The sequence below is a fragment of the Nocardia sp. CDC153 genome, assembly GCF_035818515.1.
Lineage (GTDB): Bacteria > Actinomycetota > Actinomycetes > Mycobacteriales > Mycobacteriaceae > Nocardia.
In genome coordinates, this window is sequence record NZ_JAYKYU010000006.1 from 136,155 (window position 1) to 155,813 (window position 19,659).

Annotated in this window: 26 protein-coding genes; 21 read left to right on the forward strand and 5 right to left on the reverse strand. The window is 67.7% G+C overall.

Annotated elements, in window-relative coordinates; all coding sequences use genetic code 11:
- Window positions 1-122 precede the first annotated feature (122 nt).
- The 6 genes from mbp1 to VMT65_RS30935 all read left to right on the forward strand — a co-directional run bounded on the left by mbp1 (window position 123) and on the right by VMT65_RS30935 (window position 2,547).
- Window positions 123-368, forward strand: coding sequence for a microaggregate-binding protein 1 (mbp1, locus tag VMT65_RS30910; protein WP_326312050.1), 246 nt, complete (start codon window positions 123-125; stop codon window positions 366-368).
- 13 nt (window positions 369-381) lie between these two features.
- On the forward strand, window positions 382-951 hold the full coding sequence (locus tag VMT65_RS30915) for a hemerythrin domain-containing protein (RefSeq protein ID WP_326312051.1): 570 nt from the start codon (window positions 382-384) through the stop codon (window positions 949-951).
- Window positions 952-1,189: 238 nt separating this feature from the next.
- Window positions 1,190-1,465 (forward strand): hypothetical protein, encoded by a 276-nt coding sequence (locus VMT65_RS30920; RefSeq protein ID WP_326312052.1) that lies wholly within the window; start codon window positions 1,190-1,192, stop codon window positions 1,463-1,465.
- Between the two features lie 6 nt (window positions 1,466-1,471).
- Window positions 1,472-1,657, forward strand: a complete 186-nt coding sequence (locus VMT65_RS30925; RefSeq protein WP_326312053.1) for a hypothetical protein — start codon at window positions 1,472-1,474, stop codon at window positions 1,655-1,657.
- A gap of 92 nt (window positions 1,658-1,749) precedes the next feature.
- Complete coding sequence (locus tag VMT65_RS30930) at window positions 1,750-1,956, forward strand: hypothetical protein (RefSeq protein WP_326312616.1); 207 nt, start codon at window positions 1,750-1,752, stop codon at window positions 1,954-1,956.
- 195 nt (window positions 1,957-2,151) lie between these two features.
- Window positions 2,152-2,547, forward strand: a complete 396-nt coding sequence (locus VMT65_RS30935; protein ID WP_326312617.1) for a CBS domain-containing protein — start codon at window positions 2,152-2,154, stop codon at window positions 2,545-2,547.
- A gap of 48 nt (window positions 2,548-2,595) precedes the next feature.
- On the opposite strand, the gene VMT65_RS30940 is transcribed toward VMT65_RS30935, so the two are convergent.
- Both VMT65_RS30940 and VMT65_RS30945 read right to left on the reverse strand, forming a co-directional pair.
- Window positions 2,596-3,582, reverse strand: a complete 987-nt coding sequence (locus tag VMT65_RS30940; protein ID WP_326312054.1) for a DoxX family membrane protein — start codon at window positions 3,580-3,582, stop codon at window positions 2,596-2,598.
- Between the two features lie 26 nt (window positions 3,583-3,608).
- Complete coding sequence (locus tag VMT65_RS30945; protein WP_326312055.1) at window positions 3,609-3,764, reverse strand: hypothetical protein; 156 nt, start codon at window positions 3,762-3,764, stop codon at window positions 3,609-3,611.
- A 103-nt stretch (window positions 3,765-3,867) separates the two neighbouring features.
- On the opposite strand from VMT65_RS30945, the gene VMT65_RS30950 reads away from it, so the two are divergent.
- The 6 genes from VMT65_RS30950 to VMT65_RS30975 all read left to right on the forward strand — a co-directional run bounded on the left by VMT65_RS30950 (window position 3,868) and on the right by VMT65_RS30975 (window position 9,195).
- Window positions 3,868-4,386, forward strand: coding sequence for a DUF6328 family protein (locus tag VMT65_RS30950; RefSeq protein ID WP_326312056.1), 519 nt, complete (start codon window positions 3,868-3,870; stop codon window positions 4,384-4,386).
- 90 nt (window positions 4,387-4,476) lie between these two features.
- Window positions 4,477-4,890, forward strand: coding sequence for an STAS domain-containing protein (locus VMT65_RS30955; protein WP_326312057.1), 414 nt, complete (start codon window positions 4,477-4,479; stop codon window positions 4,888-4,890).
- A 60-nt stretch (window positions 4,891-4,950) separates the two neighbouring features.
- A complete protein-coding gene (locus VMT65_RS30960) occupies window positions 4,951-5,637 on the forward strand; it encodes a PAS and ANTAR domain-containing protein (protein ID WP_442790341.1) in 687 nt (228 codons plus the stop codon).
- Window positions 5,638-5,799: 162 nt separating this feature from the next.
- Window positions 5,800-6,243: an anti-sigma factor gene (locus VMT65_RS30965; RefSeq protein WP_326312058.1), complete on the forward strand. Its 444-nt coding sequence runs from the start codon at window positions 5,800-5,802 to the stop codon at window positions 6,241-6,243.
- Window positions 6,233-7,003, forward strand: a complete 771-nt coding sequence (locus VMT65_RS30970; RefSeq protein ID WP_326312059.1) for an RNA polymerase sigma factor SigF — start codon at window positions 6,233-6,235, stop codon at window positions 7,001-7,003. Before VMT65_RS30965 ends, VMT65_RS30970 begins: the two co-directional genes overlap by 11 nt.
- A gap of 83 nt (window positions 7,004-7,086) precedes the next feature.
- On the forward strand, window positions 7,087-9,195 hold the full coding sequence (locus VMT65_RS30975) for a catalase (RefSeq protein ID WP_326312060.1): 2,109 nt from the start codon (window positions 7,087-7,089) through the stop codon (window positions 9,193-9,195).
- Here the strand turns inward: VMT65_RS30975 and VMT65_RS30980 are convergent.
- Window positions 9,192-9,320: a hypothetical protein gene (locus VMT65_RS30980; RefSeq protein ID WP_326312061.1), complete on the reverse strand. Its 129-nt coding sequence runs from the start codon at window positions 9,318-9,320 to the stop codon at window positions 9,192-9,194. The two genes, VMT65_RS30975 and VMT65_RS30980, sit on opposite strands and share 4 nt — an antisense overlap.
- On the opposite strand from VMT65_RS30980, the gene VMT65_RS30985 reads away from it, so the two are divergent.
- Both VMT65_RS30985 and VMT65_RS30990 read left to right on the forward strand, forming a co-directional pair.
- Window positions 9,319-9,741, forward strand: coding sequence for a hypothetical protein (locus tag VMT65_RS30985; protein WP_326312062.1), 423 nt, complete (start codon window positions 9,319-9,321; stop codon window positions 9,739-9,741). The two genes, VMT65_RS30980 and VMT65_RS30985, sit on opposite strands and share 2 nt — an antisense overlap.
- A gap of 42 nt (window positions 9,742-9,783) precedes the next feature.
- On the forward strand, window positions 9,784-9,972 hold the full coding sequence (locus VMT65_RS30990) for a DUF2795 domain-containing protein (protein WP_326312063.1): 189 nt from the start codon (window positions 9,784-9,786) through the stop codon (window positions 9,970-9,972).
- Between the two features lie 37 nt (window positions 9,973-10,009).
- Here the strand turns inward: VMT65_RS30990 and VMT65_RS30995 are convergent, their stop codons facing one another.
- The gene (locus tag VMT65_RS30995) at window positions 10,010-11,500 is read right to left on the reverse strand and encodes an FAD-dependent oxidoreductase (RefSeq protein ID WP_326312064.1); all 1,491 of its coding nucleotides are present in this window, start codon (window positions 11,498-11,500) and stop codon (window positions 10,010-10,012) included.
- A 35-nt stretch (window positions 11,501-11,535) separates the two neighbouring features.
- Window positions 11,536-11,817 (reverse strand): hypothetical protein, encoded by a 282-nt coding sequence (locus tag VMT65_RS31000; RefSeq protein ID WP_326312065.1) that lies wholly within the window; start codon window positions 11,815-11,817, stop codon window positions 11,536-11,538.
- A gap of 172 nt (window positions 11,818-11,989) precedes the next feature.
- Here VMT65_RS31000 and VMT65_RS31005 point away from each other — a divergent pair, with 172 nt between their 5' ends.
- The 7 genes from VMT65_RS31005 to VMT65_RS31035 all read left to right on the forward strand — a co-directional run bounded on the left by VMT65_RS31005 (window position 11,990) and on the right by VMT65_RS31035 (window position 19,654).
- The gene (locus VMT65_RS31005) at window positions 11,990-12,247 is read left to right on the forward strand and encodes a hypothetical protein (RefSeq protein ID WP_326312066.1); all 258 of its coding nucleotides are present in this window, start codon (window positions 11,990-11,992) and stop codon (window positions 12,245-12,247) included.
- Between the two features lie 19 nt (window positions 12,248-12,266).
- Window positions 12,267-13,031 carry a beta-phosphoglucomutase family hydrolase gene (locus VMT65_RS31010; RefSeq protein WP_326312067.1) on the forward strand — a complete coding sequence of 255 codons (765 nt, stop codon included), beginning with the start codon at window positions 12,267-12,269 and terminating at the stop codon, window positions 13,029-13,031.
- Window positions 13,031-15,367 (forward strand): glycoside hydrolase family 65 protein, encoded by a 2,337-nt coding sequence (locus VMT65_RS31015; protein ID WP_326312068.1) that lies wholly within the window; start codon window positions 13,031-13,033, stop codon window positions 15,365-15,367. Before VMT65_RS31010 ends, VMT65_RS31015 begins: the two co-directional genes overlap by 1 nt.
- Window positions 15,368-15,477: 110 nt before the next feature.
- On the forward strand, window positions 15,478-16,404 hold the full coding sequence (locus VMT65_RS31020) for a hypothetical protein (RefSeq protein ID WP_326312069.1): 927 nt from the start codon (window positions 15,478-15,480) through the stop codon (window positions 16,402-16,404).
- Window positions 16,405-16,478: 74 nt separating this feature from the next.
- Complete coding sequence (locus VMT65_RS31025) at window positions 16,479-17,942, forward strand: amidase (protein WP_326312070.1); 1,464 nt, start codon at window positions 16,479-16,481, stop codon at window positions 17,940-17,942.
- A gap of 89 nt (window positions 17,943-18,031) precedes the next feature.
- Complete coding sequence (locus VMT65_RS31030) at window positions 18,032-18,289, forward strand: hypothetical protein (RefSeq protein WP_326312071.1); 258 nt, start codon at window positions 18,032-18,034, stop codon at window positions 18,287-18,289.
- A 72-nt stretch (window positions 18,290-18,361) separates the two neighbouring features.
- A complete protein-coding gene (locus VMT65_RS31035; protein ID WP_326312072.1) occupies window positions 18,362-19,654 on the forward strand; it encodes a family 1 glycosylhydrolase in 1,293 nt (430 codons plus the stop codon).
- Window positions 19,655-19,659: the final 5 nt, after the last annotated feature.

Consider the following 19,659-nt stretch of genomic DNA (forward strand, 5'->3'; position numbering starts at 1 on the left):
ATGACCAAACAGTGTGACGAAACCGGCTGCGGTCGTGGCTGTTTCGTCCGTGCTGCCTGTTTCGGGTGCGAACTCACGGGTAGGTCCGGGATGTCCTGCAATCGATACGGGAGGTAGTTCCCATGTCCGAACACGAGAAGAGCGGTACCCGAGAAGGCGCGGAAGGCTTCGTCGAGGGCGTCAAGGGCAAGGCCAAGGAAGCCGCGGGCACGGTCTTCGGCAACGAGGACCTGCGCGACGAGGGCCGTACCCAGCAAGACAAGGCCGAAGCCCAGCGTGATGCGGCCAAGAAGGAGGCCCAGGCCGAGAAGGACCGCGCCGAGGCCGAGGCCGAGGAGCGGCGCCAGCGCGCCCAGCAGCGTCGGTAAGGGGCACGCGGTCATGCCTGCCCAGAACAGCACCGATGTGGTCGACCTGCTGCTCGCGCAGCACGGTCAGATCAAGAACACGCTGGAGTTGGTGCGCACCTCCACCGGCTCGGAGAAGCAGCGCTTCTTCGACGAGCTGGTGCGGCTGCTCGCGGTCCACGAGAGCGCCGAGGAGGAGGTCGTGCATCCCGCGTCCCGCCGTCACTCGGTCGCCGACGAGATCGTCGACAGTCGGCTGCACGAGGAGGAGGAAGCCAAGCACGTGCTGGCCCAGCTCGCCGACATGGGCGTCGGGCATGCCGAATTCGACACCAAGTTCCGTGAGTTCGCCGAGAAGGTGGTCGAGCACGCGGAATTGGAGGAGAAGGAGGAGTTCGGTCAGTTGATCACCCAGGCGTCACCGGAGGAACGGATGCGCCTGGCCAGTGTGGTCCGCTTCGCGGAAGCGCTTGCGCCGACCCGCCCCCATCCGGGGGTCGGGGAGTCCGCGACCGCGAATCTGCTGGTGGGTCCCCCGCTGGCGGTCTTCGACCGCATTCGCGACGCCATCCGCGACTGGCGCCGCCAGAGTGGCGACGCCTGACGGCTGAACGGGGCCGGTTGCCAATGACGTCACCGGCCCCTCCGTCAGTGTTCGGACACTCGTTGGTGTTTGGACACTATCGGTGCTTCGGCACTACATCGGCATGTTCGGGAACATCTGGTTCCACATGTCCCGCAGCATGTCGATCAGCTGGGTCATCATGGGAGACATCATTTTTCCTCACCTCCTGACCTGGAATTCGCGGATCCTTACCCGCTTACCCACGAGGAGGGCACTCATGACAGCAGACCGGAAACAACCTCGCACGCATGCCGGAGAAGGCATCGAGGACGGGGTCAACATGATCGGCGTCGTGGCGTGGTTGCTCGGCGTCGTGGCGCTGGCGCTGGCCTTGGTGGCAGGCGGCTACGGATTCGTCGGATGGGCGGTGGTGGCCGGAATCGCCTGTGTCGCCCTGTGTTCGGTCGGCGCGGCGGTCTTCGCCATCGAATGGCACCGCACCCACCGGCGCGGGCGTGGGCACTCGAACCATACTGTGAGACAAGGGCATTGATAACCGATGAGAGATACCGTGCGACCACGCGCCACGCGGCGGCGCGCCCGTCACCATCCGAACGAGGGCCGGGTGGTCGCGGTGTGGCCCGAACCCAGCCCGCTGCAGGACTGGTGGGACACCGTTATGTTCGGGCCGGGTGCGGTCCCGGATTGGAAACCCGCGGATTCGAATTTGTCGGCCGATAGCTGAATAGGCCGGGGGAGGCCGGGTACGGCTGGGATGTGGGCGGCAAGAAAGTTCGCTCCACAATCGAAATCCAGGATCTTGAAGGAGGTTTCGCCATGCCCGATCCGAAGAACCCGGGTCAGTTCGGCAATCGTCCGGATACCGAGGAACAGGCCAGCAAGGGCGGTAAGGCCAGCAGCGGCAGCTTCGGTGCCGAGCACGGTGCCGATCCGCGCGAGGCGGGCCGCAAGGGCGCCCAGGCACAACCGACCGAGGCCAAGGCCGAGGGCGGGCACCACAGCCACGGTGGGCGCCAGAGTTAGTGAGCGATACGAAATCGCCGGGCCGGGTGGGACTTCCACCCGGCCTGGCGCGTATCCGAAGCGGAAAAACGAGACAAAGGAGACGCCATGACCGTCGCAGGACACCCCGAGGACACGGGTGGGACAGAGAGCACCAGCGATACGGGGATCACACGAGCAACCGGAATCACCGGCGGGACAACAGCGCGCGAGGTGATGACCCCGGACTGCCAATGCGTCAGATCCAGTGACACGGTACTGACGGCGGCGCGGAAGATGGCCGAACTCGATGTCGGCGCACTGCCGATCTGCGGGGAGGACAACAAGCTCAAAGGCATGCTGACCGACCGCGACATCGTGGTGAAAGTGGTCGCGCAGCGCAAGGATCCGATCGGGATCGACGCCGGCGATCTGGCCGACGGCGTCCCGGTGGTGGCCCAGGCCGACGACGATGTGGAGCGGGTGCTGCAGCTGATGGCCGACCATCAGGTCCGGCGGCTGCCGGTGATCGATCACAACGAGCTGGTGGGCATCATCGCCCAGGCCGATATCGCCCGCATACTGGAACACCGGGCCTCCGGCGAAGTCGTGGAAGCGATTTCACAGGAGTGACCCGGTGTTTCGAATAGCGGGCACCGCGCACGCGGGTGCGGCCGAGACTCAGTCCGGCCGCACCCGCGCGGCGATATCCCGCGTGGCGTCGGCCACCCGCTCTCCGCGCTTGCGTGCCGCCCTGGCCTTGCGTCGGGTCGCATAGGCCTTCTCGCGAGTCAGATCGGCCAGCGCCGCACGGTTGTCCTGGGTTCGATCGGCCCAGTCCGCGCCGCGATCACGGGCGATTTCGGCCGCCTGCTCGCCGCGATGGCGTGCGGTCTCGGCCCATTCCTCGGCCAATTCGGCCAGCTGGCCGCCCTTTTCGCGCGCGGTCTCGGCCAACTGCCCGCCCTTGTCGCGGGCGACTTCGGCGAACTGTCCACCCCTGTCACGGGCGACTTCGGCGAACTGTCCACCCCTGTCCCGGGCGACCTCGGCCACCTGCCCGCCCTTGTCGCGGGCGACCTCGGCGAGATGTCCGCCCTGTTCGCGTGCGGTGTCGGCCAGCTGTTCACCGCGATCGCGGACGGTTTCCCAGACCGCCGGCGCGTGCTCGGCGACACCCTCCGCGAGCTGCGCGACCGGGCTCTTGCCGTGGTCGCTCACCCGGCGTGCGGCGCGGCGGGCGCGCCAGCCCAGCGAGGGCTTGCCGCGGGTGTCGGAGGCGGCGATGAGCAGCCCGCCGAGCAGGCTCGCGTCGCGCAGGAACGCGGTCCGCAACGCGCCGCGCCGTTCCCGGTCGGGCTCGTTCCAGAAGTCGTGTTCGGTGAGGGCGACCGGAACCGTGGTGGCGGCCAGCACGATCGACGCCAGCCGGGGCGCCTTGCCCAGCGTGAGCAGCACGCCGCCGCCGATCCGAATGGCCGCGGTGGCGCGCACCACGGTCTCCGGATCGGTGGGCACCTTGGCGGCCACCTGATCCGGCAGCACGCGCTGGCCGCGCTGCACCAGCGTGGCCGTGGATTTCACGCGGTTCTCCGGATTGCTCAGGGTCTCCACGCCGTCCACGATGAACGCGCTGGCCAGGAGCGGATATGCCACACGTCGGAACATGTGAATTCCTTTCTGGGAGAGGCGGATCAGTAATAGTGCGTACGGCCTCCGATCGGGCGTCCGGCGGCACCGAGGATCCACAGCACCGCGCCGACGATCAGCAGGATGATGCCGATGGTGGTCAGAATCGAAATGCCGAAGATGATGCCGCAAATGAGCAGAATCAAGCCCAGGATGATCATGAGAACTCCATGTGTGTGGGCGGTTGTGACAATCCCGCAGTTCCCGGCATGCCGGTGCTGAAACCCGGGTATGCGAGCCGAACCCGGGAAAGGAGTGCCAACCATGCCCGCCGCCGAGCAAACATCCACTTCGAGGCAAACATCCGCCCCCACCCTCGACGATGGCCGCGACGAGACCAATACCGAACGGCTGGATCGCAATTGGAACAGCCTGATGCAGGAGCTGCGCGTGGTGCAGACCGGTGTGCAGTTGCTGACCGGATTCCTGCTGACGCTGCCGTTCCAGAACCGCTTCACCGTCCTGCCGCCGCCCATGAAGTGGCTGTATCTGGGCATCGTCGCCGCCTCGATCGGCGCGACCGTGTGCCTGATCGCACCGGTGGCCGCGCACCGCATGCTGTTTCGCCGCCACCGCATCGACCAGGTGGTGACCGCGGCGCACCGCTACGCGCTGGCGGGACTGGGCCTGCTGGGTCTGGCCCTCACCGGCGTGGCGATTCTCATTTTCGACACCGTCGCCGGTGTTGTCGCGGCCATTGTCGTAGGTGGCGTCGTGGCCTGCCTTTTCGTGTGGGTGTGGCTGGTGCATCCGTGGCGTCAGCGCAGCGGTGAACGCTTCTGACCCGGCCGACGGGGTGGCCGTCGTGCGCGTGCGGTGACAGACTGGGAACAGGTTGAAGACGCAGCCGTCCCCGCTTTTGGGAGGTTAGGCATGTCAACCATTTCCATTGTGCCCAGTCGGCTCGCCGATGAACTTCCGGCGGTAGGGCCGCCTCCCGCATCCGACGCAGCCCACGGGGTCGAGGCCGTGGACTGCCTGGTCGTGCAGGTGGAGGGCGAGCTGGACATCACCGGGCTCGAGTCCTTCCAGCGGGCGCTGTCGTTCGCCATTGCCGGTGGCACGCCGACCGTCGTGGTGGATCTGCGGCGCACGCGCTTTCTGAGCCTGCGCAATGCCTCCGCGCTGGCGGAGGCGATGGACGACGCGTTCGGCGCGGAGGTCGAGACCCGGCTGCTCACCGGCCACCGCCAAATCGAGCGTGCGCTCGAGGTGACCGGCGCGCGGGCGCGGGCGCGGCGCACCGTGCGGCGGCGGCACAGACGGGAAAAGGCGGCGGCACACTAGATCCGGCCGATTCTCGCGGTTGGTGTCGCGGTCTTCCCTGGACAAACGGATAATTCGGGGGTGAGTACAGACGCGGGCGCGGCGGCGGACGAATCTCGGGCTTTCGAGCAGGTCTTCGCCGCGGCGACATCATCATTGCGAGTCGGCGGTTTCCGCTTCTGGTTCGCCGACGAGCGGTGGGAGTGGTCCGACGAGGTGGCGAGGATGCACGGGCACCGGCCCGGTGCGGTGCATCCCACCACCGAGTTGCTGCTCGCCCACAAACACCCCGATGATCGCGAGCACGTGGCCTCGATCATCGCGCGCTCGCGCAGCAATGCCGAACCGTTCTCGAGCCGCCACCGCATTGTGGACACCGGCGGCCGGGTGCACGAGGTCATCGTGGTCGGCGACACCATGATCGACGGCCAGGGGCGGGTCGTCGGGACCTCCGGCTACTACATCGACGTGACCGACACCCTCGCCGAGAACCGCCAGGAAGTCCTCGACGAGACCCTGCCGGAGCTCTACGCCGCCCGCGCGGTGATCGAACAGGCCAAGGGTGTGCTCATGCTCATCTACGGCATCGGCGCCGACCAGGCGTTTCGCGTGCTGACCTGGCGTTCGCAGGAGACCAATACCAAGCTGCGGGCCCTGGCGGCGCAATTGCTGTCCGAGCTGCCGGTCCTCGCCGACGACGCGGGCACGCTGCGCACCCGTTTCGACCACCTGCTGCTGACCGTTCACGAACGCGTACAACGCAATTGACACCGTCGGTGTTTCTTCCGTACATCGCCGGGTATGCGGTGGTCGGAAGCGGATTTGGGATGTAGGCGGTATCTATGGTGGTGACTGATGACCGGACTGCCGCGGCGTGCGAGATCCGAGGGTAATGGGCTGCCGCATTTCGACGTGTTGCACGATAGGGAAGTGGACAGGTTCATCGACGAGTCCGAATCGGCGTGGAATTCCCGCTCGGGTGAGCTGGATGTGCGTGTCCCGGCCCGCCTCGAGCAACTGTCGATGCTGCGGGCCGTCACCGAAACCATCATGCTGACAGCGGATTTCACCATTGATGTGGTGGTGGACGTGCGGGTCGCGCTGGACGAGGTGGCCACCGCCATGATCTTGTCCGCGGTGCCGGGTGCGAGCGTGGACTGTCGGTTCCGCTACGACGGGCATCAGGTGGCCGTGGAGGTGTCGTCGGTGTTGGAGTCCGATGGAGCGCTGGAGGGTAACAGTTTCGGCCGGAGTTTTCTCGAGACATTGACAGATTCCATGGATTCTGCCGCCGAAGCGTTCAATGACGCGCTGGGTGGGTACCCCGTAGTCGTGCACCTGAGCCGACTACGGAGTGAGGACGATGACAGGTGACAGCTATGACGACATCGAACCGCTGCTGAAGAAACTGGCGATTGCGGTAGAAACCAACGATCCGGCCCGGGACCGGCTGCGGGATGAAGCCATCGACCGCTGCCTACCCTTGGCCGAGCACATCGCACGCAAATTCTCCGGTCGCGGCGAGCCCTACGAGGACCTCCTGCAGGTGGCCCGGCTGGGGCTGGTCGTCTCGATCGACCGCTTCGACGTGGAACGCGGGTCGCGCTTCCTGTCCTTCGCGGTACCCACCATCATGGGCGAGGTGCGCCGCTATTTCCGCGACGCCACCTGGGCCGTGCGGGTGCCGCGCCGGATCAAGGAGATCCAGTTGCGCCTCGGCAGCACCATCGAGAAGCTGTCGCAGCGGTTGGGTCGCATGCCCAATGCCGGTGAGATCGCCGCGGAGATAGGCGTGGACCGCGCCGAGATCACCCAGGCCATGTTGGCCGCCAACGGGTATCAGAGTTCCTCGCTGGAGGCGGCGATGCCCGACGGTGGCGACAATGCCCCGCTGTCGCTGCTGGACGCGCTCGGCACGGACGAACCGAAATACGAACTGGTAGAGCAATACATGGCAGTTCGCCCCCACGTGGAGAACCTGCCCGAACGGGAGCGTCAGGTGCTGATCCTGCGCTTCTTCGAGGGCAAGACGCAGGCGCAGATCGCCTCGCAGTTGGGTGTCTCCCAGATGCACATCTCGCGCATCCTCACCAAAACCCTCACCGGGTTGCGGGAAGAGGCGTTGAAGGACTGAGGATTTCCTCCCCCGGCGTGTAGCCGTCCCGGTCGTGGGTATGGCGGTGCGGAGACCGCAGGAACGCCGGGAGAGGAGCCCGCATGGACGGCGCATCGAACGACAAACAGCGGCAATTGGACTCGTACCGGGTCGACCGCCGCGACGGCTACCTGACCACCCAGCAGGGCGTCCGGGTGGACAGCACCGACGACGCGCTGACCGTGGGTGAGCGCGGCCCCACTCTGCTCGAGGACTTCCACGCGCGCGAGAAGATCACTCATTTCGACCACGAGCGAATCCCCGAGCGGGTGGTGCACGCGCGCGGCGCGGGGGCCTACGGGCATTTTCGGCCCTACGGCAACTGGCTCGAGCGGTACACCACCGCGCGCTTCCTCGCCGATCCGAGCGTGGAAACCCCGGTGTTCGTGCGGTTTTCGACCGTCGCCGGATCGCGGGGTTCCGCCGACACCGTGCGCGACGTGCGCGGGTTCGCGACCAAGTTCTATACCGCCGAAGGCAATTACGACCTGGTCGGCAACAACTTCCCGGTGTTCTTCATCCAGGACGGCATCAAGTTCCCCGACTTCGTGCACGCGGTGAAACCCGAGCCGCACAACGAGATTCCGCAGGCCGCCTCCGCGCACGACACGCTGTGGGACTTCGTGGGCGAGCAGCCCGAGACGTTGCACGCCATCATGTGGCTGATGTCGGATCGCGCGCTGCCGCGCAGCTTCCGGATGATGCAGGGTTTCGGGGTGCACACCTTCCGGCTCGTGGATCGTTCCGGGAATGCGACTTTCGTGAAATTCCACTGGACGCCGAAGCTGGGCGTGCACTCGCTGCTGTGGGACGAATGTCAGCAGATCGCCGGACACGATCCGGATTTCCATCGGCGCGACCTGTGGGACAGCATCGAGGCCGGACAGTTCCCGGAATGGGAGCTGGGCGTGCAGCTGATTCCGCAGGACCACGAGTTCGCCTACGACTTCGATCTGCTCGACGCGACGAAACTCGTTCCCGAGGAAGAGGTTCCGGTGCGGGCCGTCGGGTCGATGGTGCTGGACCGGAATCCGGACAACTTCTTCGCCGAGACCGAGCAGGTGGCCTTCCACACCGCGAACCTGGTGCCCGGCATCGACTTCACCGACGATCCGCTGCTGCAGCTGCGCAACTTCTCCTACCTCGACACCCAGCTGATCCGTTTGGGCGGACCGAATTTCGCGCAGCTGCCGATCAACCGGCCCGTCGCCGACGTGCGCAACCATCAGCAGGACGGCTACGGCCAGCACGCCATTCCGCGCGGTGAGGCCGCCTACACCAAGAACACCATCGGCGGCGGCTGCCCGATGATCGCCTCGGAGGGCGCCATGCGGCACGTGGCCGAACCGCTGTACGGCACGCCGGTGCGCGGGCGGGCCGAATCCTTCCGCGAGTACTACCGGCAGCCGCGCATGTTCTGGCGCAGCATGTCCGAGCCCGAGGCGGACCATATCGTGTCGGCCTTCGCCTTCGAATTGGGCAAGGTGACGCGCCCGGCCATTCGGACCCGGGTGGTCGAGCGGCTGGCGAGCATCGATCCCGATCTGGCGGTGCGGGTGGCGGCCGAGCTCGGACTCCCGGCCGTCGCCAATGGTTCCGACCCCTCCGACGCGGTGATCTCGCCCGCGCTGTCGCAGCTGACCAAGGCGGTGGGCACGGTCGCCACGCGCAAGGTGGCGATCCTGACCGCCGACGGGGCCGACGGCATCGGGGTGCGCACCGTCGCCGCGTGGCTGAGCGGACGCGGTGCGGTGCCGGAAGTCATCGCCCCGCACGGTGGTTCGGTGACCGAGCACGGGGACACCAACGAGATGCTCACCGTGGACAAGTCGCTGTCGACCGTCTCGTCGGTGCTCTACGACGCGGTGATCGTGGCCGGTGGGCCCGACGCCGCCGACACCCTGATTCGGGCCGGTGCCGCGGTGCATTTCGTGCTCGAGGCGTTCAAACACGCCAAACCCATCGGCGGCTTCGGGGCCGGGCTGACGGTGCTGCGCACGGCCGGCATCGCCGGGCATCTGCCCACCGATACCGATCTGGCCGTGGAGAACGGGGTGGTCATCACCTCGGCCGCCGGGAACCGGGTGCCGGAGAAGTTCGTCGAGCTGTTCGCCGAAGTGCTTGCCCGCCACCGGGTCTGGCGTCGCCGCACGGCCGTCGTACCCGCCTAGCGGCAGACCTCACGACGCCACGGTCCGGCCTTCCCGCTCGCCTGCTCGGCCGGATCGTGGCCACCGGGGCCGCGCGGATCGGCCATCCGCGCGGCCCATTCCCCTTCAGCGACGGAGTTCACCATGGGTTTGCAGCTGTTCACCGGTCCTCGCGCGGCCCTCGCCCGGGTACTGGCGGTCGGGGCCGTGCTCGCGCTGCCCGCGTGCGCCGATCAGGACGGCGTGCTCGCGCCCTCATCCACGCCCCCATCGGTGTCGCACAGTGCCGTTCCGACGAGCCCGGGCGAGTTGGTGCCGCCGCAGAATTCGCGGTCGGTGTCCGCGCCGTCGGCGATCTCACCGGCGCAATTGCGGCACAAGACCTGTACGGACCTGCTGCCGCGAATGGAGCGTTTGCGGTCGAGTTCCGGGCAGCAGGCGGTGGATCAGGCGGTCGCCGATGCCATCGCGAACTTTCCCAATACCGCGGACTGGTCGGTGCTCACGCCGGAACAGCAGCAGGCCGCCGTGGATGGGGCGCATGACTCCGGCACCGGCAAATGCTGATCCGGCACCGGTAAGTGTTGACTCGACGATGGGAGCGCCGGCATGGCGACGATCAATCCGATTCGGCTCCAGAAATTCCTGTGCGGCACCGACTATCCGTGCAAGCGCGACGAGCTCGTGCGCATCGCCCGCGACAATGGGGCCGACGCGACCATTCTCGAACGGCTGCAGCAGATCCCGGACCGGAACTATGAGGGGCCGCAGGCGGTGAGCCGGGCGGTGGCGCGGTGAGTCGGACGGTGGCGCGCTGATTCGGTGCGTCGGCGGCTCAGTAAGGATGGCGGCGAAGAGATTTCGTCGCCGGTCCCTCGAGCAGGGTGCCGTCGGGGGCGAAGCGAGAGCCGTGCAGCGGGCAGTCCCATGTGCATTCGGCGGAGTTCCAGCGCACGATCCCGTAGAGGTGCGGGCAGACTGCCGAGACCGAGACGGTGTTGCCGTCCACGGTGGAGGTTGCCGTGGGGGAGAGCGGGCGGCGGTCCACCACACCGGAGCCCTCCGGCGGGAACGGCTCGCCGCCGCCGAACGCGACGCGCGCCCAGCCGGACGAAAGCTGCAGGGCCACAGAGCCGTTCGCGGCGATCGTGGCCGGCAGCGAGGTGTAGTCGGCGACCCGCCAGCTGGCCATCGCGCCCGCCCAGTACGGCGTCTTGCCGGTGATCCGGCCCGCGAGGGCCAGACCGGCCGCGACGGCGTTGGTCAGCCCCCATTTGGCGTAACCGGTGGCCACGAGGATGCGATCCTGGCCCGGCAGCAACGGGCCGACATAGGGGAGCTCTCCGGCCGGGTGATAGTCCTGCGCGGACCAGGTCGCCAGGGGTTCGGCCGCACCGAAAGCGCGCTCGGTCCACTCGATCAGGTCGCGCACCCGATCCGCGGTGTCGCCGTCGCGGCCCACCACGTGGCCGTTGCCGCCGACCAGCAGGATGTCGCCGTCGGGATCGGGGACCTGGCGGAGCGAGCGGGTGGGCTCACCGGCGCTGAGGAACATGCCGGGCGGAATCGGCGTGGACGGCCGGAATGCCGCCAGATACGACCGCTGCGGCACCAATCGGGCGAAGAAGCCGCCGCGATCGAGAATCGGTGTGCCGGTGGCCAGGACGACCGTTCCGGCGCTGATCGGACCGTGCTCGGTGTCGATGAGGTGATCGCCGTCCTTGCCGGAGCGCACGCCGGTCGCGCGGGTGGATTCGAAGATCTGCACCCCGTGCGATTCGATATCGACGGCCAGCGCCGCGAGCAGCGTCATCGGATTCAGCTGCGCCTGCACGGACAGCCGCACCGCGGCGTGCACCGGGAACGGCAGGTCGAGCCGACCGAGCAGATCCGTCTGCAGCCCGGCCTCGCGCAGCACCCGATGCTCGGTGCGCACCGCCGCGACCTCCCGCTCGGACTGGGCGTAGGTGTAGGCGTCGGTGACCTGCACCGGCACCCCATTGGTCTCGCAGTAGTTCAGAAGCCATTGCTGCCCAACGGCATTCGCGTCCAGATACATGCGCAGCGCGTCATTGGAGTGGCGTCGGCGGATCTGCTGTCCGCGCACGCCCTGCAGCAGGCTCACCTTCGCGGTGCTGGCCCCGGTGGTCCCGTCACCGATGCGGCGGGCCTCGAGGACGGCGACATCGACACCGCTCTGCGCGAGCAACAGCGCCGTCGTCAATCCGGTCAGCCCGCCGCCGAGCACGACGACGTCGAACCGGCCGCCCGGGGTGAGCCGCAGGCGGGCCGGTCGCGGTATATCGGTGTGCCACAGAGGTTTCATAGCCCGGGCATAACCGCACCCGAGCCGCTGAAACGCTACTCGCCGACGGCCACCCGGGGTTGGTGTTCCTCCTGCGTGTCCTGCCAGGCGCGATAGCGACGATGTTCGATGACGACCCAGGTGAAGCCGACCGCGAACGCGATCAATGCCAATCCGGTGCCGGTGAACGGGCCCGGTCCGGTGTCGAGATCACCGAAGGTCGAGGCGAGGGTGAGGACTCCCGCCAGCAGCAGGGTCAGGCCCGGCCAGCCGACCCCGTCGAGAACCGTGTCGGGAGCCGTGTCCGGGGCCTGGTGAATTGTGTTGCAGTGCTTCATCGGTGGGAACTCCTCCAGCTCTAACTGACCGTCGTTCTCCGGTAGGTCCGCCTGTGCACCAGAGCTGGGGTACCCGCCGCGGGGACGACTCATTCCCGAAGGCGCGCGGTTTGGCGTGTCGGGGCGCGGGTAGGCGATCGATGTCCACACAGTCGATCGTGAGGAGAGCACGATGCCAACCACCGAGGAGACCGGCCAGTTCACCGGGACACAGGACAAGGACTACAACCTCATCTGGTTCACCGAATCCTGTCTGAGCAATGCGCTGCGCATGGAGATGTACTCGCGCGACGCCGAACGGGCCGGGGACAGCGAGCTGGCGGAGTTCTTCCGCCGCGCGCAGGGCGAGAGCCAAAAGGGGGCCGAGCAGGGGAAAGCCTTGCTACGCAGCCGCTTGACCGGGGAACTGGGCAATACCGGGCAGCACTGAGAAACCGGGTGGCACCGAGATGACACCCGCCGACGCGGGGGCCGGGACCCGGCTGGGTTTGCCCGCGGCCATCACCGCGGCGCTGTTCGACCTCGACGGGGTACTGACCAGCACGGCCGCCCTGCACGAACGCGCCTGGAAGCAGGTTTTCGACGAATTCCTCGAAACGCGCTGCGGGCCAGGATTTCAGCCGTTCACCGAGCGCGACTACGTATCCCATGTCGACGGCCGACCCCGGCTCGACGGTGTCCGGGAGTTTCTGAAGTCCCGCGACCTCAGCGTGCCCGAGGGCAAGGACGGCGATTCCGAGGAATGGACCGTGCACGGTATCGGGGCGCGCAAGGACCGACTGCTGAAGTCGATGATCGAACACGATGGCGTGCACGTGTATCCCGGGTCGGTGGACTATCTGTCGGCGGTGCGCGCGGCCGGGCTGCGGATCGGCGTGGTGTCGTCCTCGGCCAATGCCGCCGCCGTGCTGCGCGCCGCCGAACTATCGGAGTTCGTCGAGGTGCGCATCGACGGGGAGACCTTCGCTCGGCGCGGGCTGCGTGGTAAGCCCGCGCCGGACGGATTCCTGGTCGCCGCAACCGAATTGGGGGTCGCGCCGCCGCACGCGGCGGTGTTCGAGGACGCGGTCGCCGGGGTCGCGGCCGGGCGCGCGGGCGCGTTCGGATTCGTGGTCGGGGTCGAGCGGCACGACGACGAGGACCATGCCGAGGCCCTGCGGACGGCGGGAGCGCACGTGGTGGTGCCGGATCTGGCGGAACTGATGGAGTCTTGATGGACGGCACGGGATTCGAGGTGTCGCCTTGGGAATTGCGGTGGTGCGGGCTGGATCTCGACGCGCTGCCGCGCACCGAATCGATCTTCGCGCTGTCGAACGGGCACCTGGGTTTGCGGGGGACGCTGGAGGACGGGGAGCCGGTCGGAATGCCGGGGACCTACCTCAACGGGTTCTACGAATCGCGGGTGCTGCCGTACGCCGAAGTGGGGTTCGGGTATCCCGAGCACGGGCAGACCATTGTGAACGTGGCCGACGGCAAGATCATTCGGCTGCTGGTGGAGGACGAGCCGATGGATCTGCGCTACGGGCGGACCGTGGCGCACGAGCGGGTGCTGGACTTTCGGTCCGGGACGCTGCGGCGGGAGACGGTATGGAATTCACCGACCGGTCGGTGCGTGAAGATTCGTTCGGAGCGACTGGTGTCCTTCACCGAGCGGGCAGTGGCGGCCATCCGGTACGTCGTCGAGCCCATGGACGGCGATCTCGAACTGGTCGTGCAATCGGATCTGCTGGTGAACGAGCCCATAGCGCCGGTGGCGGGCGACCCGCGCCGGGCCGCCGCGCTGGACCGGCCGCTCGAGTCCGAGCAGTACGCCACCGGTGACCTGTCGGCGGTGCTGGTGCACCGCACCCGGCGGTCCGAGCTGCGCATGGCGGCGGGAATGAATCACGAACTCGAGGTCCGCGACACGCCGAGGTGCACCGTGCACGCGGAGGCGGACCTCGGGCGGGTGACCTTCGCCGCGGATGTGGCGCGGGGAGATCGGTTGTGCCTCACCAAGTTTCTGGCCTACGGCTGGTCCGGGCGGCGGTCCGCGCCCGCCTTGCGCGCGCAGGTGGAGGCGGCGCTGGCGGCGGGAATGGAGATCGGGTGGGATGGGCTGCTGGCCCGGCAGCGCGACTACCTCGACGACTTCTGGGCGCGGGCCGATATCGAACTCGACGGCGATCCCGAGCTCCAGCAGGCGGTGCGGTTCGCCTTGTTCCATGTGCTGCAGGCGGGGGCGCGCGGGGAGGCCCGGGCGATACCCGCCAAGGGGTTGACCGGACCCGGATACGACGGACATGCGTTCTGGGACACCGAGACCTACGTCCTGCCGGTACTCACCTACACCATGCCGATGGCCGCGCGCGACGCCCTGCGCTGGCGGCACGCCACCCTCGATCAGGCGCGACGGCGCGCGGCCGAATTGGGGCAGGCGGGCGCGATGTTCCCGTGGCGATCCATCAATGGCGACGAGGCCTCGGGGTATTGGCCCACGGCCACCGCCGCCGTCCACGTCAATGCCGACATCGCCGACGCCACCGCCCGATATCTCACCGCCACCCGGGACGAGGAGTTCGAAACCGACTGCGGTGTCGAGCTTCTCGTCGAGACCGCGCGGCTGTGGGCGAGCCTGGGGCACCTGGAATCGGACGGGTACCGCATCGACGGGGTCACCGGGCCCGACGAGTACTCGGCCCTGGCGGACAACAACTTCTACACCAATCTGCTGGCCCAGCGGAATCTGCGGGAGGCGGCCGAGGTGTGCCTGCGCCGCCTCGACGTCGCCGCGCGACTGGACGTGTCGGCGGGGGAGATCACCCGGTGGCAGGAGTACGCGGATGCCATGGTGCTGCCGTTCAACCCGGAACTCGGGGTGCACGAGCAGTCCGAGGGGTTCACGCGGTATGCCTGTTGGGATTTCGACGCCACACCGGAAGAGAAGTATCCGCTGCTGCTGCACTATCCCTACTTCGACCTGTACCGGCTGCAAGTGGTCAAGCAGGCCGACCTGGTGCTGGCAATGTACCTGTGCCCCAATGCGTTCGATTCCGAGCAGAAGGCACGCGACTTCACCTACTACGAGGCCTTGACCGTCCGCGACTCGTCGCTGTCGGCCTGTGTGCAATCCGTCCTCGCCGCCGAAATCGGCCATCTCGGCCTGGCCTACGACTATTTCGCCGAGGCCGCGCTCACCGATCTGCACGACCTGCACAACAATGTCGACGCCGGACTGCACATCGCCGCCCTCGCCGGGACCTGGCTCAGCTGTGTCGGCGGCTTCGGGGGCTTCCGCGATCACGACGACCATCCGAGCTTCGCACCCCGCATTCCGCGGGTCCTCGACCGCCTGTCGTTCCGAATCCTCTGGCGGGACAGCCACATAGGCGTGGACATCACCTGCGCGTCCACCACCTACCGCCTGCTGTCGGGCGATCCCGTCGCACTCACCCACCACGGCACCACGCACAAACTCACCGACGCCCCGTTGACCCTCGACAACCCGCCCGCCCCGACCCCGCCTCCCGCCACCCAACCGCGCGGCCGGGCCCCGCGCGCCCGGCACTGACCGGCCGTTCTCGGTGAGCCAGCGGCTCACAGCCATCTCACAGTCGGCTCCCCGGATTCCGGCAGCCACGCGCCGATCTAACTCGTATGAGTCCGAATCGGGAGCGAGCGGTGGGGGTTGGTGTGGTCCGGCGTCTGCTGGCGGGGCTGGGTGCGTGCGCGGTCGCGGGCGCGGTGGTGCTGGGCGCACCGGCGATCGCGCACGCGCATCATCCGGAGAGCGTTCCGACCGGGGCGGCCGCCGCGCCGGCGCCCGGTTCCCAGGCGAACGCCCCGCAGACCCCGGTGCCGAGCGCGGCGGCCGCGGCGCAGCTGGCTCAGACCATGCTGGCGGCGGTCGAGGGCGTATCGCCGGGCAGCCGGGTCGGCGTCCAGGTCACCGATATGACCGATGGTGCGACGCTGGTGGGGCTCAATACCGACGAGCAGTTCTACACGGCGTCGGTCGTGAAGTTGCTCATCGCGCTGGATGCCTGCAATGGTCAAGGGTGGCAGCCGGATTCGGTGACGGCGGACCAGGTCTCGCAGATGCTCTCGGCCAGCGACGACGATATCGCCGACGCGCTGTGGGATGCCGATGGCGGCGACGACATCGTGAACCGGATGATCGCGCTCATCGGCCTGGGCGAGACGCAAGCGCCCGCGGACCCGGACCAATGGGGCGAGACGCTGACGACCCCGCACGACGTCGTGACCATCTACCGCTACATCACCACCGTCGTTCCGCAGCCCGCGCGTGGCATCCTGCTCGACGCCCTCGGGAATGCGGGGCAGATCGCCGCCGACGGCACCGACCAGTACTTCGGCATTCCCGACGCCTTGCACGGCGACACCTGGGCCATCAAGCAGGGCTGGATGACCCTGGACACCTCCACCACGCTCGACACCACCGGCCTCGTGGGCACCGACCCCGCGCATCCGCTGCGGTACGCGGTCGTCGTCATGACGTCGCAACCGGCCGATGTCGCCTGGAGCACCGGGGGAGCGGCGCTGACCGCGGCCCTGACCCCGTTGCAATCGGTCCTGATCACAGCCTGAACGGCGTTCGCATGACCCGGTTTCCCGATGCACGACCCGGTTTCACGATGATCGCCGCGTGTATAACGGAGCCTATGCCGGGACAAGAGTTCGCGACTCTGCGCGATCAGGTAGCCGCATTACAGGCCAAGACCATTTCCGCCACCGAACTGCTCGAGCTGAGCATCGAGCGGATCGAGAAGTTCGACGACAAGATCAATGCCGTGGTGGTGCGTGACTTCGACCGCGCGCGAGCGGCCGCCGCGCAGGCCGACGCGGCGCTCGCGCGCGGGGAATCGGCACCGCTGCTCGGGGTCCCGGTGGCGGTGAAGGAATCGTTCAATGTCGCCGGGCTGCCGACCACCTGGGGCTTCCCCGATGCCGAGGGGTGGCAGCCGGAGGCGGACGCGGTGCTGGTGTCGCGGGTCAAGGCCGCGGGCGGTGTGGTGATCGGCAAGACCAATGTGCCGGTGGGACTGCAGGATTGGCAGTCCTACAACGACATCTACGGCACCACCAACAACCCGTGGGACCTGACCCGCTCGCCCGGCGGCTCCTCGGGCGGCTCGGCGGCCGCGCTCGCCGCCGGTTACGTCTCCTTCGCCCTGGGCTCCGACATCGGCGGATCCTTGCGTGTGCCAGCGCATTTCTGCGGCGTCTACGCCCACAAGCCGTCCCGCACCCTGCTACCCGGTCGCGGTCACGTCCCGCCCCGGGTTCTCGTCGTGCCGGCTCCGATCGATCTGCCGGTGGTCGGACCCATGGCCCGCAGCGCCGCCGACCTCACCCTGACCACAGTGCTGCTCGCGGGTCCCGACGAGGTCGAGGCGACGGCCTACCGGCTGACCCTGCCGCCGCCGCGCAGCGTCGACCTCGCCGGGTTCCGGGTGCTGGTCGTCGAGGAACACCCGTTGCTGCCGACCTCGGCCGTCATCCGGCAAGGCATCGATGCCCTGGCCCGCGACCTCGAGCGGGCCGGTGCCACCGTCGCCCGTCACAGTGACCTGCTGCCCAATCTCACGCTGACCGCGAGAACCTATCTCACCCTGCTGATGTCGCAGTTCGGCGCGGACATCCCGCCCGAGGGCTTCCAGGCCCTGCAGGCCGCCGCGGACCGAATCCCCGCCGAGGACGACAGTCTCAACGCCCTCATCCGCCGCTCCTTCGTCCTCACCCACAGCGACTGGGTCAGGGCCGACCGCACCCGCCTGTCCCTGGCCGATCGATTCCGTCACCTGTTCACCGAATTCGACGTCATCGTCTGCCCCATCACCCCCACCCCCGCCTTCCCCCACAACCACACCGATTCGGTCATCGACAACCGCACCCTCGACATCGACGGCACCGAATACCCCTACAACCTCCACCTGGTCTGGGCCAGCATCGCCACCGCCCTGGGCCTGCCCGCCACCGCCGCCCCCATCGGCCGTTCCCCCGAGGGCCTGCCCTTCGGCGTCCAGATCATCGGCCCCTACCTCGAAGACCGCACCCCGCTGCGCTTCGCCGAACTGCTCGAACAACACTTCGGCGGCTTCACCCCACCACCCGCCTTCGCCTGAGGACCTCCTGTTTACCGACGTAGCGCCCGGGTATCGCGATCAATGGCCCGCCCGGGCCCACACGTCGAATTCAGAACGGAGGCCACACGATGGGCATCTACGACGACCGAAGTTACCGCTACAGCACCGTCCGTTACGGCGGTGGCGGCCTCACCCTCCTCATCCTCATCTGGCTCATAGTCGGAGCCGTAGCCGCTGGCCAACGCCACTACTTCGACAACGCCCCCACCAACTGCGCCAGCACCGGCACCGTGGCCGTCACCATCCTCGCCGGTCCCCTCAACTACATGGGCGTCAACCCAAAGATCCACGACTGCAACGTAAACGTCCCGCAACCCAGCCAGTAGTCACTCGGCCGCTCGCCTCGATCTCACCCGTACCGCCTCGAAAAGAGGGGTGGGACAGGTACTCTCGTTGTGATGGGGCAACGTGCGCTGTTCTTGGTGGCATGTATCGTTCTGGCGGCGTGGTGTGCGGTCACCACGCCTGGCAGTGCCACCGCAGATCCTGGGTTACCGCCTGTGGGCGGGGGATTCCTGTGGGGGGTTTCCAGCTCCGGGTATCAGAGTGAAGGGTTTGCGCCGGACAGCAATTGGAGTCGGTACGTGGGGTCGGGGCGGGCCGACAACTATCTGAACTCGGTGGATTTCCTGCATCGGTATGACGAGGACATTCGGCATGCGGCCGATCTCGGGGTGGATGTCTATCGGGTGAGTGTGGAGTGGGCGCGGGTGCAGCCGAGTCCGGGGGAGTGGGACTTCTCGTTCTATGACGCGATGATCGGGCGGATACGGGCGGCGGGGATGCGGCCCATGATTACCTTGGACCACTGGGTGTTTCCGGGGTGGGCGGTCGATCGGGGCGGGTGGCGGAATCCGGGAATGGTGGAGGACTGGCTGACCAATGCTCGGGCCGTGGTGGACCGGTACGCGTCGTTCGATCCGCTGTGGGTCACCTTCAACGAGCCGCTGAACTATGCCGGAAAAGAGCAGGAGATAGGGGATTTGGGCGCGCTCGACGTCGCGCCGATGATCGATCGGATGGTGGCGGCGCATCGGGCGATCTACGACCACATTCACGCGCGACAGCCCGGCGCGATGGTCACCAGCAATCTCGCCTTCACGGCTCTGGGTGCGGCACAGGCGGATTCGTCGTTCATCGACCGGATCGCCGACAAACTCGACTACGTCGGCATCGACTACTACTACGGCGGCTCGCTCAGCAATCCGCCGAATCTGATCGCGGCCCTGACCAACACGGCGTCACCGCTGATCATGGAGCCCGAGGGCATCTATTACGCGCTGCGCCGATACGCCGGAAAGTTCCCGGGGCGACCGCTCTACATCGTGGAGAACGGCATGCCCACCTTCAACGGCTCACCCACCACCGACGGCATCACCCGCGCGGACGACCTGCGCGACACCGTCTACTGGGTCCAGCGCGCCAAGGCCGACGGCATGAACGTCATGGGCTACAACTACTGGAGCATTACCGACAACTACGAATGGGGCAGCTACTCACCGCGTTTCGGCCTCTACACCGTCGATGTCACCACTGACCCCTCGCTGACCCGGCACCCGACCGACGCGGTCGGTGCCTATCGCGACATCACCGCGAACGGCGGTGTCCCCGCGGGCTACGTGCCGACCCGCGCGCCCGCGCTGTGCTCCCTGCAGGACCTGCCCTCCAGCTGTATCAACCCGGTGCGCTGACGCGG